We start from the raw sequence: 11546 nt of genomic DNA, 5'->3' as shown, positions 1-11546 counted from the left end.
GGGCGGGGGCTGGGCGCCGAGGGCCGGGGGCGGGGCGCCGGGGGCGGGGGCTGGGCGCCGAGGGCCGGGGGCCGCGGGCCGCCGTGGCCCTCAGTCCTCGAAGGAGCCGTGCCGGCCCGCTCCGGCCGCGAACCGGTCGGCCCCCGAGCGGGTCTCCCCGGCTTCGAGCGGGACCCTGCCGTGCCGGAACTCGGCGGCCAGGGCGTCCGGCTCGCCCAGCCCGTGCTGCTCCAGGACCGACAGCCGGTCGTGGCGCAGGCACAGTTGCGGAAACCCGGCGAGCAGGCGGGCCAGCTCCTCCGCCTCGGCGCGGGCCCGGCCCGGCGGTACGAGCCGGTTGGCGAGCCCCATCCCGTACGCCTCGGCGGCGCGGACCTCCCGGCCGGTGAGGATCAGGTCCATGGCCCGGCTCTCCCCGATGAGGCGCGGCAGCCTGACGGTGCCGCCGTCCACGAGCGGTACGCCCCAGCGCCGGCAGAACACGCCGAAGACGGCGTCCTCCTCGGCGACGCGCAGGTCGCACCAGAGGGCCAGTTCCAGGCCGCCCGCGACGGCGTGTCCGGCGACGGCCGCGATGACCGGCTTGCTCAGCCGCATCCGGGTGGGGCCCATCGGTCCGTCGCCCTCGGCGAGGACCCGGTTGCCGCGCGGGGTGCCGACGGCCTTGAGGTCGGCGCCGGAGCAGAAGGTGCCGCCCTCGCCCCACAGCACGGCGACGGCCGCGCCGTCGTCGGCCTCGAAGGTGCGGAAGGCCTCGGCGAGCCGGGCGGCGGTGGGGCCGTCCACGGCGTTGCGGACCTCCGGCCGGCTGAGCACCACCGTGAACACCGGTCCGTCCCGCTCGATCCGTACCGCCGGCTGTCCGCCCACCGCGCACCCCTTCCCCTCACCCGCCCGGGTTCCCCTCACCCGGGCCCCATTCTCACCCGGCCGGCGCCGGGGCCACAGGGGGCGGGGGCAGCCGGCGGCGGGTGTGGCGCGGTTCAGGCAGGGCCGCCGGGGCATGCGCGGGGTGAAGGTGTCCCCCGGCCCCGGCCCCCGCGGAGCGATCTCGTGACCGAGTCCAGCCGGCAGCCCCGGCAGCCCGACCAGCACGCTTACCGCAGGGCCGCCGACTACGTGGCGGCGGCCCTGATCTTCCTGCGGGACAACGTCCTGCTGACCCGGCCCCTGCGGCCCGAGGACGTCAAGCCGAGGCTGCTGGGCCACTGGGGCACCTGCCCCGGCATCACCCTCGTCTACTCGGCCCTCGACACCCTGGTGCGGGAACGCGGCGCCGACGTCCTCCTGGTCACCGGCCCGGGCCACGGCGCCCCGGCCGTGCACGCCAACCTGTGGCTCGAAGGCACCCACGAGGACGGTGACCCCGCCCTGGCCAGGACCGGCGCCGGGCTGCGCGAGCTGGCCCGCCGCTACTGCGCCCCGGACGGCTTCCCGAGTCACCTGTCCCCCGCCGTCCCGGGCACCCTGCACGAGGGCGGGGAACTCGGCTACGCCCTGTCGACCGCGTTCGGCGCCGCCCTGGACGCCCCCGACCGGATCGTCGCCTGCGTCGTCGGCGACGGCGAGGCGGAGACCGGCCCCACCGCGGGCGCCTGGCACTCCACCAAGTACCTGGACCCGGTCAGCTGCGGCGCGGTCCTGCCGTTCCTGCACCTCAACGGTTTCAAGATCTCCTCGCCGACGGTCTTCGCCACGATGTCCGACGAGGAGCTCACCGCCCTCTTCCGCGGCTACGGCTGGGACCCGCGCGTCGTCGACGTCACCGCCGACCCGCCCGGCGAGCCCCTCGCGGCCGCCGTCCTCGACGCGCACGCCGCGATCCGCGACCTTCAGCACCGGGCCCGTACGGGAGACGGTCCCGTCCGCCCCGTCTGGCCCATGATCGTACTGCGCAGCCTCAAGGGGCAGGGGGCACCGGCCGAGGTCGAGGGCAAGCCGGTCGAGGGAACCTTCCACGCCCACCAGGTGCCGCTGCCCGACGTCCGCGAGGACCCGGAGCAACTGCGCGCCCTCGAAGGGTGGCTCCGTTCCTACCGCCCCGAGGAGCTCTTCGACGCCGCGGGCCGCCCCGTTCCCGAGGTCCTCGCCTGCGTACCGCAGGGCCCCGCCCGGATCGGCGCCCAGCCCGCCGCGAACGGCGGCCGGCTGCGCCGCCCCCTGGACCTCCCGCCACTGGCGCCCCACGCCGTCGACGTCTCGAAGGGTCCGGGCACGGCCACCGCCGGCCCCACCCGGGTGCTCGGCGACTGGCTGGCGGAGCTGATGGCGCGCAGTGCCGACCGGCGCGACTTCCGCATCGTCTCCCCCGACGAACTCGCCTCCAACAAGCTCGACGCCGTCCTGCCGGTCAGCGGGCGCGCGTACGTCTGGCCCGTCGACGGGTACGCAGAGGACCTGGCGCCGGACGGCCGGGTGATGGAGATGCTCTCGGAGCACAACTGCCAGGGCTGGCTACAGGGCTACCTGCTCACCGGCCGGCACGGCCTCTTCCCCACGTACGAGGCCTTCGCGTCCGTCGTGGACAGCATGGCCAACCAGTACGCGAAGTGGCTGAAGCTGTCCCGCGAGGTCCCCTGGCGGGCCCCGGTGAGCAGCCTCGTCTACCTGCTCAGCAGCGAGGGGTGGCGTCAGGAGCACAACGGGTACAGCCACCAGGGTCCCGGCTTCATCAACAACCTCCTGAACCGCAAGAACACCGTCACCGGCGTCTACCTGCCGCCCGACGCGAACACCCTGCTGGTCACCATGGAGCGGCTGCTGGACGAGACCGGCAAGGTCGACGTCGTCGTGGCGGGCAAGCACGAGGCGGCCCAGTGGCTCGGCCTCGACGCGGCCCGCGCGCACTGCCTGGCCGGCGCCTCCGTATGGGAGTGGGCGAGCAGCGACGGGGGCGGGCCCGCGGAGGTGGTGCTGGCCTGCGCCGGGGGCATCCCCACCGTCGAGTCGCTGGCCGCCGCCGATCTGCTGCGGCGCGATCTGCCCGGCGCCGCGATCCGCTTCGTGAACGTGGTCGACCTGTGCGCCCTCGCCCCGCCGGAGCGCCACCCCCACGGGATGCCGGAGGAGCGGTTCCGCGCCCTGTTCGGCGACGACACCCCCGTCGTCTTCGACTTCCACGGCTACCCCTCCGCCGTGCACCAGCTGCTCCACGGACGGCCCCGGCCCGACCGGTTCCACGTCCACGGGTACGTCGAGGAGGGCACGACCACCACCCCGTACGACCTGCTCGCCCTCAACGGCACCTCCCGCCACGACCTCGCCGTCGCGGTCCTGAGCCATCTGGAGGGCCGTCACGGCGGCGCCCGGAACCTCGCCCGCGCCTACGCGCGCCGCCGCGACGGGCTGCGGGCGGAGCTGCGCCGCACCGGGGTGGACCCGGAGGAGATCACGCGATGGAGGTGGCCGGCATGAACGGCCCGGTACTCGTCGTCGACGCGGGCTCCGCCAGCCTGCACCTCGCCGTGGTCGACCCGGCGGACCGGATCCTGGCCCGCCGGGACTTCGACCGCGCGCCGGACGCCGCGACGGGCCCGGCCCTGGCCGAGTTCGTCGACGCCGCCCCGCCGGTCGTGGCCTGCGGGCACCGCCTCGTCCACGGCGGCCCCCACCTGCGCTCCCCCGTCATCGTGGACGAGGCCGTACGGACCCGGCTGGACGAGGCCGCCCCGCTCGCCCCCGCGCACGTACCGCCCGCGCTGGCCGTGCTCGACGCCGCGCGACGGGCCCTGCCGGACCTCCCGCACATCGCCTGCCCGGACACCGCCTTCCACAGCGGACTGCCCGAACCCGCCCGCACGTACGCCCTGCCCCGGGAACTGACCCGGCGCCACGGGCTGTACCGGTACGGCTTCCACGGCCTGTCGTACGCGTACGCGCTGCGGCGCGCCGCGCAGGTGCTGGGGCGCCCGGCGGAGGAACTGCGGCTGGTCATCGCGCATCTGGGCGGAGGCTGCTCCGCCTGCGCGGTCCGGGAGGGCGTGAGCGTGGACACGACCATGGGATTCACCCCGCTGGAGGGGATCCCGATGAGCACGCGCAGCGGGAGCGTCGATCCGGGGATGCTGCTGTGGCTCCAGACCGCCCTGGGGCTGGGGCCGGAGCGGCTGCGGGAGGTCCTCGGCGCCGAGTCGGGCCTGCTGGGGCTGTCCGGAACCTCGGGCGACACCCGGGACCTCGTCCGGGCCCGCGCGGCGGGCGATGCCGCCGCCGCGCTGGCCCTGGACGTGTTCACCCTGGGGGTGCGCAGGGGCATCGCGGGGGTGGCGGCCTCCCTGGACCGGCTCGACGCGCTCGTGTTCACCGGTGAGATCGGCGAGGACCAGCCGGAGGTACGGGAAGCGGTGGCCGCCGGGCTGGGCGTGCTGGGCGTCGAGGGCTCCCTCGCGCCCGCCAACCCGGCCGAACCGGCCCTGGTCAGCGCACCGGGCGCGGCCGTGCCCGTCCTCGTCGTCCCCACCGGCGAGATCCAGCAGATCGCCCACGAGACCCGGGCCTGTCTGCGCGCGGCAGGGCCGGCGGCGACCTCGGACCGGCCGCTGCTCCAGCACGAGGGAGGGCCGGCGGACGACCACGGCCGGCTGCCGGGCGCCGCGTCACGGACCGGCACCGGCTCGCCCCAGCCTCCCCCCGACGAGGCACGGGTGCGGCGCGCCAACGAGGACCGCCCGCGCCGGGACCACGTCGTCCCCCTCACCCCCGCGTCCGAGGACGATGACGCCCCGGGGTCGCCCTGATCCGCTTCCTCCGCCGTCCCGACCAGCTGAGCGGTGGGCAAGCGGACGGCCGCCGCGAACACCCTCCCGAGGTTTCCTGCGCCCCAGGCCGGAGCGCGCGGACGAGATCCGGCGCATCCTCTCCTCCTTCGTGGAACCCACCCGACGAGAGCCCGGCAACCTCCAGTACCACCTCCACGAACACGAGGACGGCCGCTTCTTCCTGTACGAGGTCTGGCGCTCCCAGGAAGACCTGGACCGGCACAACGCGACACCCCCGCTGCGCGCCTTCCTGGACAACCTGTCGACCTTCCTGGAGGACGCCCCCGAGGGCTACTTCGACACCATGCTCAGCCCGTACCCCGAGCCAGACCCGGTCCCCGCGTAAGGCGCACGCCCACGGTCGACGAGCGGGGGCGGCGGGACTATCCGGGGGACAGCGGGTAGGCGCCGGTGGGGGTGTGTGGCAGGAGGCGCTGCGATGACCGGAACCGGCGGGACGCGGCGGCTGTCGCCCCTGGGGCGCCTGCTCAGTGCCGTCCGGCGGGCGCGGGCGGGGAGCCGGTGGGGGCTCGTCCAGGGCGTCGACCTGTGGCAGCGGGCCCTCGGCCTCGCCGCGCTCGGCTTCCTGACCCTGGTGCCGCTGCTCATCGTCGTCTCGGCGGTGAACGCGAGCGGCGGAGCGGGCTTCGCCCAGTGGATCGGGGACGGGCTCGGCGTCTCCGCTCCCGCCCGGGCGGAGATAGGGCGGCTCTTCGCGCTGCCCGGCCAGGTGTGGCGGACCACGACGGCCTTCGGCCTCGCCCTGCTCGCGGTGTTCGGGCTGTCCTTCGCGACCATGCTGCAAAGCGGCTACGAGCGCGTCTGGGACCTTCCCGCGGGGCGCTGGTGGACCAGGTGGCGGCACGCGCTGTGGCTCTGCGTGCTCGTCGGCGTGCTCCACCTGTCCACGATCACCCCGCCGTGGCGCGAGTCCCCGGCCCGCGGCGGCGTCACCCTGGTGGTCGGCATCCTGTTCTTCTGGTGGTCCCAGCGACTGCTGGTCAGCGGCCGGGTCCCGTGGACCGCGCTGCTGCCGGGAGCGGTGGCCACGATGCTCGGGCTGCTGGGCCTGCGGGTCTTCTCGCGGCTCGTGTTCTCCCCGCTGATCGCGTCCAGTGCCGTCACCTACGGCCCCTTCGGCACCGTCCTCGTGATCCAGTCCTGGCTGGTCGGCGTCGGTGTCGTCGTGTTCGGCGGCGCGCTGGCGGGGCGGCTGTTCCACGAAGCCGTGCTCCGCCGGGCGGGGCGGCCGCGACGGGAGCCCGGGCAGCAGGGGAAGCCGGAGGGCCGGGAGTTACGGACCGCCGCCGTCCGCGTACCCGGTTTCGTCTTCGTCCTCGATGACGTGGATGGCCGCTTCCTCGGCGGAGGCCGCTCCGGCGTCGATGCCCACGTCGCGGGCGAGCACGCTGTTGCCGTGCGGGAAGGCGGAGACCGGGGTCAGACGTCCGGCGCGGGCACCGCCCGCCTGTGGGTCCAGGGGCTCGCCCTCACCGTCCTCCACATCCCCGATGCCGTCGCCCGCCGGGGACGCGTCGTCGGGAAGTTCCCGGGCGAGGCGGTCGTCGAGACTTCCCGCGCCGTCCCGGGTATAGGGCCGATCGGGCGGCGAGTAGCCCTGATCGAGCAGGCCATCGGTGTCGAGCTCACCGATGCTGTCGTCCATGTCCGGCTGCAGTTCCGACGGCTCGTCCTCCGGCTGGGGCTGGTAGACGTCGTCGCCGTAGGCGTCGGATGCGCTCATGAGTCGTGTCCTTTCGTCGTCGCGGCACCTCCCCGTGAGCGCGCCGCGCCTTCTCGGATCACCTCCCCCGAAATCCTCGGATCACGCGGTGCGGCGGCGTCCGGTCGGCGGCGGGCCGGTCGCGGGCCGCCGGCGCGGGCCGCCCGTACGTGCGCGACCGGCCGGGCCGGCCCCCGTGTGCTGGGGGCGGCCCGGCCGGTCGCGTGCGGGTTACTTCTTCTTCTTGTCGCGGAGGCTGTCCGCGACGCCGCGGGCGCGGTCCTCCATGTCGGACCTGGCTTCCTTCGCCTGGCCCTTGGCCTGGTCCATCTTGCCTTCGGCCTTCATCCGGTCGTTGCCGGTGATCTTGCCTGCGGCTTCCTTGGCCTTGCCCTTTGCCTGGTCCATCTTGCCCTTGTCAGCCATCGTGAACTCCTTGACGAAGCGGGAGGATCCAACGGATGACAAACTAGGCGAGAAACGGACATTCCGCTCGGCGAAGCGTGGCGCCCGCCCCGACGGTGCCGGCCTTGCACCCCCTCACCCGAAACCCGTTCCGAGCGCGCGATCCGGACAAGCTGAGTGGCCGTTGGGTGAATCAGGGCGGACGGACGGCGGATCAACGCAACGAAACCAGCAGGTCACCGACGGCGACATCGGACGGCTCCACACCCCGGCCCGGCCACCGCACCCCGCGTGAGCTGCCCGAACGACCATTCGGTCGCCGCTATGCGGACGGGGTGTCCGTAAATCGGTCATGCATATGACACCCCCCTTCGGATCAGGCAGGCTCAGCTTGACCGGGTTGCGAATCCACGAAGAAGGAACGCAGCCAACCTTTGATTCGAAAGCGAGTCTTGTCGTGCGTCGCATCGCTACCGTCTCCGCCGCTGCCCTCCTCTGCCTCGCCGGAGTGACCGGCATGGCGGAGGCCCGGCCCACCAGCCTGTACGCCCCCTCCGCCATGGTCTTCACCGTCGCCCAGGGCGACGACGCGGCGGCCACCGTCGTCCGGGCGTCCACCCTCAGCTGCGCACCGACCGCCACCGGAACCCACCCCGACGCGCAGGCCGCCTGCGCCGCCCTGAACGCCACCGGCGGCGCGTTCGACCGGCTGCTGGCCGCCCCGAACCCGGACCGCGCCTGTCCGATGCTCTACGCCCCCGTCACCGTGACGGCCGACGGCGTGTGGAAGGGCAGCCGCGTCGCCTGGAAGCACACCTTCTCCAACTCCTGCGCCATGTCCGCGACCCTGAACGGCAACGCCGTCTTCGCGTTCTGATCCGCGCACGCCCCACCGCACACCCCACCGCGCGCCGCCGGCCGGACCGGCGGCGCGTTCCCCACCCGGGTAACCGGTTCGCACCGCCAAAGGGCCCGCTCCTGGACTAGCCTCCGCGCATGGAACGCGCGGAGGTTCTCAAACGAGTGATCGGCATCCTCACCGAGGCACAGGAGATCCGGCGGACGGCCGAAGCCGGGGAGGAGGACATCGGCGACGAGGCGACGGCCGGAGTCGCCACTCAGCTCCTCAACGAGATGCTGCCGTCGATCAGCGTCCCCGCCGACGCCACGCCCCGCGAGGTGGCCGGTCTGGTCGCCGAGGCACTCGGCCCGGCCCTGCACACCATGGTCTCCGGGTTCAGCCTCGCGTTCACCAGCCTCGCCATGGCACATGACGCCGGCCGCACGGACGTCTCCTCCCTGGAGGTCCTCCAGGAACTCGCCCTCGAAGTCGAGACGGGAACCTACGACGAAGGGCCCTGACCCGGCGCTGCGGGCGGGTCCGGATAATGGCACCTCCGGGGCCGCCCCGCGCCCCGCGCGACCGGCGGCCCGACCGACCGGAGGGACGAAGGACCGATGACGCTCGAAGAGGGCCGGCGCGTGAAGCTGGCGGCCGAACTGCGGCTGGCCGGGTCGGTCGTGCGGGCCCACGAGGACCCGGAGGCGGCCGCGCCGGAGGGCGTGGCCGCCTCCCTGTCCCTGGCGGCGGGCGCCCGGGGCACCGTCGAAGCGGTGGACGACGGCCGCGGCGAGCCGCCGGGCCGGGAGGTCCTCGAATACGTACGGCTCAAGTCGCTGCTCGACGACTTCGGCCACCAGATGCCCCCGGCCAGCAGGCAGCAGCTGGCGGACCAGGTCGGCGGACTCGAAGCCGCCTGGACCGCCCACCAGCAGCGGCGGCTTCGCGTGACGCTCCGCGTCCGCCTCGACAACGGCTTCGTCCTCGACGGCGCCCACGAGGACCTCTTCAGCCTGCTCTGACCCGTGCCCGGGGGCGCCCGCCGCCCGGTCGCCGGGTCAGGGCCGCCGGTCGGCGGCCGCGCCCCGGCGGGTCGCCGCCGCGTCCGTGACGTCGAGGAACACCTGGTCCAGCTCGGGCCAGCGGTCGCGCACCCCGTGGCGGATCCGCACCATCGCGAGCTCCACCGTCTCGCTGTCGTAGCCCGGCGTCAGGTCGACCCGCGCGGCGACCATCACGGAGTCGGGGCCCAGCCGCATGGTCAGCAGCGCGGTGACCGTGTCGATCTCCGGCTGCTCCACGAGGAACGCGCGCAGCTCCCGCTGGACCTCCGGGTCGGCCGCCTCTCCGACCAGCTGTCCACGGGCCGCGCGGCCCAGCGTGTAGGCGACGTAGACCAGCAGGAGCCCGATCAGGATGGAAGCGGACGCCTCGTAGGCGATCTCGCCGGTCGCCATGTGCAGGGCGATGCCCGCGATGGCCAGGACGACGCCCGCGCAGGCGGTGCTGTCCTCGGCCAGCACGGTCCGCAGGGCCGGGTCGTGGCCGTGGCGTATCTCGGCGGCCATGCTGCGGCCCCGGGCCCGTGCGGCGCCCCGCACCTGGAGGACCGCCCGCACCAGGGAGGCGCCCTCCGCGATCAGGGCGACGGCGAGGACGACCAGACCGATGACGTAACCCTGGCGCGTCTCCGAACCGCCGGAGCGGAAGGCCTCGATGCCCTGGAAGACGGAGAAGCAGCCCCCGGTGACGAAGATGCCGACGGCGGCGAGGAGGGACCAGAAGTACCGCTCCATGCCGTAGCCGAAGGGGTGGCGCGCGTCCGCCGGGCGCCGGCTGCGTTTGAGGGAGGCCAGCAGGAAGACCTCGTTCAGGCTGTCGGCGATCGAGTGGGCCGCCTCCGACAGCAGGGCCGGGGAGCCCGCCACGACTCCGCCGACCGCTTTGGCCCCGCAGATGGCCAGGTTGGCGGCGAGGGCGACCCATACGGTCTTGCGCGTCTCGGCGTCCTGCCCGCCGCCGCCCCCGCTACCGTGCGGTGCGCGGTTCCCGCCGCCGTGCGGTGCGGGGTCCGCGCCCCGGGCCGGGTCCCCGCCGGATTCCGGAACCGCCGCCGATGCCGTCATCCCCGTACGACTGCGCGTACGTTCTCGACGCTGCCGCAGTCGGCGGCGAGCTGCCTCTCCCGCTCGCGCAGGAAGGCCGCCCCGAGCTCGGCCCGCCGCTCGTCGGGCACGGCCTCCCGGGCCCCGTTGAGGATCGTCCGCTCCTCCTCGTCCAGGTGGTGGGTGACGGCCTTGACCAGTTCCTCCAGCCGCTCGTCCCACTCGTCGGAGCCCACCTCGGACACCTCCAGCAGCGCGAGGAGGGCCTCGTTGCCCTCGGCGTGCTCCTCGGTGCCGTGCTCGACCTCGTCGTCGTCGACGTCCTTGAACCTCTTCAGGGCGCCGTACACCTCGCTCTCCTCCGCCTCGCCGTGGGCGATGAGGAGGGCGGAGAACTTGGCGAGCGCGCCCGCCCGGTCCGCCTCCACGCTGCGCATCCGGCGGAAGAGTTCTTCCATCGTGCGGTGGTCCTCCAGGATCAGGGCGACGACGTCCTGGTCCTGCTGCTTGTCCGCGGCCATGCCACGTACCTCCTGGGCTCGGTCCTTCACTGCGTTGCGCTCCTGGCGGCGCCCGCTCGGCGCCGGCTGTCTCACACCCCGGCGCCCCCACCGTGCGGGGCGTCCGCGAACTCCTTCAGGAACGCCGCGCAGAACGCGTCGAGGTCGTCCGGCTTCCGGCTGGTGATCAGGGTCGCGGACCCCGTCCGGCAGACGTGGACGGTCTCGTCCACCCAGATGCCTCCGGCGTTGCGGATGTCGGTGGCCAGGCTCGGCCAGGAGGTGAGCGTGCGGCCGCGCAGGACGTCCGCCTCGACCAGCGTCCACGGGGCGTGGCAGATCGCCGCGACGGGCTTGCCCGCCTCGAAGAAGCTGCGGGTGAAGGCGACGGCCCGCTCGTTCATCCGCAGCGCGTCGGGGTTGGCGACTCCGCCGGGCAGGACGAGTGCGTCGAAGGCCTCGGCGGTGTCACCGGCGAGGACGTGGTCGACGGGGTAGGTGCCCGCCTTGTCGAGGTGCTGGAAGGCCTGGACGCGGCCCGGCTCGGTGGAGACCAGCTGCGGATTCCATCCGGCCTGTTCGACGGCCTTCCAGGGTTCGGTGAGTTCGATCTCCTCCACGCCCTCGGGCGCGGTCAGGAACGCGATGCGCATGGGGTCGCCTCCTTCGGCGGTCAGTTTTCGGTGTAGCGGATGCGGGCCCACAGGGGCAGGGCGAACCAGCACAGGAGGTACCAGGCCAGGACGCCGCCCACGAGCCAGGGCACGATGGCGTTGTGCGTCGCGACGCGCAGGACGAGGAAGAGCGCCGCGGTACAGGTGGCCAGCAGCAGGATCAGGCCGGTGAAGGTCAGCCGGGCCGCCCAGGCGACCGCCTCGGGCTTGATCTTCCGGCCCGAGACGATGCGGTGGAAGGCGACCGGGCCGATGAGCGCGCCCGTCGCGAGGGAGCCGAGCACGACGGTCACGATGTAGATCGTCCTGTCGGTCTGTCCGAGTGTGCGGAAGACGGGGGTGAAGGCGACCGTGAGGAGGAATCCGAAGAGGATCTGCACTCCGGTCTGGGCGACGCGGATCTCCTGGATCAGCTCCTGCCATTGCCGGTCCGCGCGTTCTTCGACGGTCTCGTCCCGTCCGGCCCCGCTGGCCTGTGGCATGACGCCTCCCTCTCACGCCTTGTACGGCTGCGCCTACCCGGCGCCCGCCGCCCCATTCC

14 protein-coding genes are annotated in these 11546 nt (G+C 74.0%); 6 read left to right on the top strand and 8 right to left on the bottom strand.

Going from position 1 to position 11546, the window contains the following annotated elements; all coding sequences use genetic code 11:
- Window positions 1-90: 90 nt before the first annotated feature.
- Window positions 91-870: a crotonase/enoyl-CoA hydratase family protein gene (locus ACFYYT_RS03650; RefSeq protein ID WP_351830630.1), complete on the bottom strand. Its 780-nt coding sequence runs from the start codon at window positions 868-870 to the stop codon at window positions 91-93.
- Window positions 871-1053: 183 nt separating this feature from the next.
- Between ACFYYT_RS03650 and ACFYYT_RS03645 the strand changes: the two genes are divergently transcribed.
- The 3 genes from ACFYYT_RS03645 to ACFYYT_RS03635 are packed head-to-tail and all read left to right on the top strand — an operon-like array spanning window position 1054 to window position 5103.
- On the top strand, window positions 1054-3414 hold the full coding sequence (locus tag ACFYYT_RS03645; RefSeq protein ID WP_351830627.1) for a phosphoketolase family protein: 2361 nt from the start codon (window positions 1054-1056) through the stop codon (window positions 3412-3414).
- Complete coding sequence (locus tag ACFYYT_RS03640; protein ID WP_351830625.1) at window positions 3411-4736, top strand: acetate/propionate family kinase; 1326 nt, start codon at window positions 3411-3413, stop codon at window positions 4734-4736. The genes ACFYYT_RS03645 and ACFYYT_RS03640 overlap by 4 nt, the downstream gene beginning before the upstream one ends.
- Window positions 4714-5103, top strand: coding sequence for a putative quinol monooxygenase (locus tag ACFYYT_RS03635; RefSeq protein WP_351830623.1), 390 nt, complete (start codon window positions 4714-4716; stop codon window positions 5101-5103). The genes ACFYYT_RS03640 and ACFYYT_RS03635 overlap by 23 nt, the downstream gene beginning before the upstream one ends.
- 464 nt (window positions 5104-5567) lie before the next feature.
- On the opposite strand, the gene ACFYYT_RS03630 is transcribed toward ACFYYT_RS03635, so the two are convergent.
- From ACFYYT_RS03630 to ACFYYT_RS03620, 3 genes are all read right to left on the bottom strand, one after another.
- Entirely contained in the window at window positions 5568-5882 is a 315-nt protein-coding gene (locus tag ACFYYT_RS03630) for a hypothetical protein (protein WP_385322310.1), read from the bottom strand.
- Between the two features lie 169 nt (window positions 5883-6051).
- Window positions 6052-6423, bottom strand: coding sequence for a DUF5709 domain-containing protein (locus ACFYYT_RS03625; RefSeq protein ID WP_351830639.1), 372 nt, complete (start codon window positions 6421-6423; stop codon window positions 6052-6054).
- 288 nt (window positions 6424-6711) lie between these two features.
- Window positions 6712-6906 carry a CsbD family protein gene (locus ACFYYT_RS03620; protein ID WP_351830620.1) on the bottom strand — a complete coding sequence of 65 codons (195 nt, stop codon included), beginning with the start codon at window positions 6904-6906 and terminating at the stop codon, window positions 6712-6714.
- Window positions 6907-7402: 496 nt separating this feature from the next.
- Here ACFYYT_RS03620 and ACFYYT_RS03615 point away from each other — a divergent pair, with 496 nt between their 5' ends.
- The 3 genes from ACFYYT_RS03615 (at window position 7403) to ACFYYT_RS03605 (ending at window position 8748) form a co-directional block, all read left to right on the top strand.
- Window positions 7403-7762, top strand: a complete 360-nt coding sequence (locus ACFYYT_RS03615) for a subtilase-type protease inhibitor (protein ID WP_351830637.1) — start codon at window positions 7403-7405, stop codon at window positions 7760-7762.
- A 119-nt stretch (window positions 7763-7881) separates the two neighbouring features.
- A complete protein-coding gene (locus tag ACFYYT_RS03610; RefSeq protein WP_351830618.1) occupies window positions 7882-8247 on the top strand; it encodes a hypothetical protein in 366 nt (121 codons plus the stop codon).
- A 96-nt stretch (window positions 8248-8343) separates the two neighbouring features.
- Entirely contained in the window at window positions 8344-8748 is a 405-nt protein-coding gene (locus ACFYYT_RS03605) for a hypothetical protein (RefSeq protein ID WP_351830615.1), read from the top strand.
- A 36-nt stretch (window positions 8749-8784) separates the two neighbouring features.
- Here the strand turns inward: ACFYYT_RS03605 and ACFYYT_RS03600 are convergent, their stop codons facing one another.
- The 4 genes from ACFYYT_RS03600 to ACFYYT_RS03585 form a co-directional block, all read right to left on the bottom strand.
- Window positions 8785-9852 carry a cation diffusion facilitator family transporter gene (locus tag ACFYYT_RS03600; protein WP_351830612.1) on the bottom strand — a complete coding sequence of 356 codons (1068 nt, stop codon included), beginning with the start codon at window positions 9850-9852 and terminating at the stop codon, window positions 8785-8787.
- Window positions 9849-10352 carry a hemerythrin domain-containing protein gene (locus tag ACFYYT_RS03595; RefSeq protein ID WP_351830610.1) on the bottom strand — a complete coding sequence of 168 codons (504 nt, stop codon included), beginning with the start codon at window positions 10350-10352 and terminating at the stop codon, window positions 9849-9851. The genes ACFYYT_RS03600 and ACFYYT_RS03595 overlap by 4 nt, the downstream gene beginning before the upstream one ends.
- Window positions 10353-10423: 71 nt before the next feature.
- The gene (locus ACFYYT_RS03590) at window positions 10424-10984 is read right to left on the bottom strand and encodes a type 1 glutamine amidotransferase domain-containing protein (protein WP_351830608.1); all 561 of its coding nucleotides are present in this window, start codon (window positions 10982-10984) and stop codon (window positions 10424-10426) included.
- Between the two features lie 20 nt (window positions 10985-11004).
- The gene (locus ACFYYT_RS03585; protein ID WP_351830605.1) at window positions 11005-11487 is read right to left on the bottom strand and encodes a DUF6328 family protein; all 483 of its coding nucleotides are present in this window, start codon (window positions 11485-11487) and stop codon (window positions 11005-11007) included.
- Between the last annotated feature and the right edge of the window lie 59 nt (window positions 11488-11546).

The organism is Streptomyces sp. NPDC002032 (assembly GCF_042890765.1).
Lineage (GTDB): Bacteria > Actinomycetota > Actinomycetes > Streptomycetales > Streptomycetaceae > Streptomyces.
The sequence above is the reverse complement of the archived record's forward strand: the minus strand, read 5'-3'. Positions and strand labels throughout refer to the sequence as shown.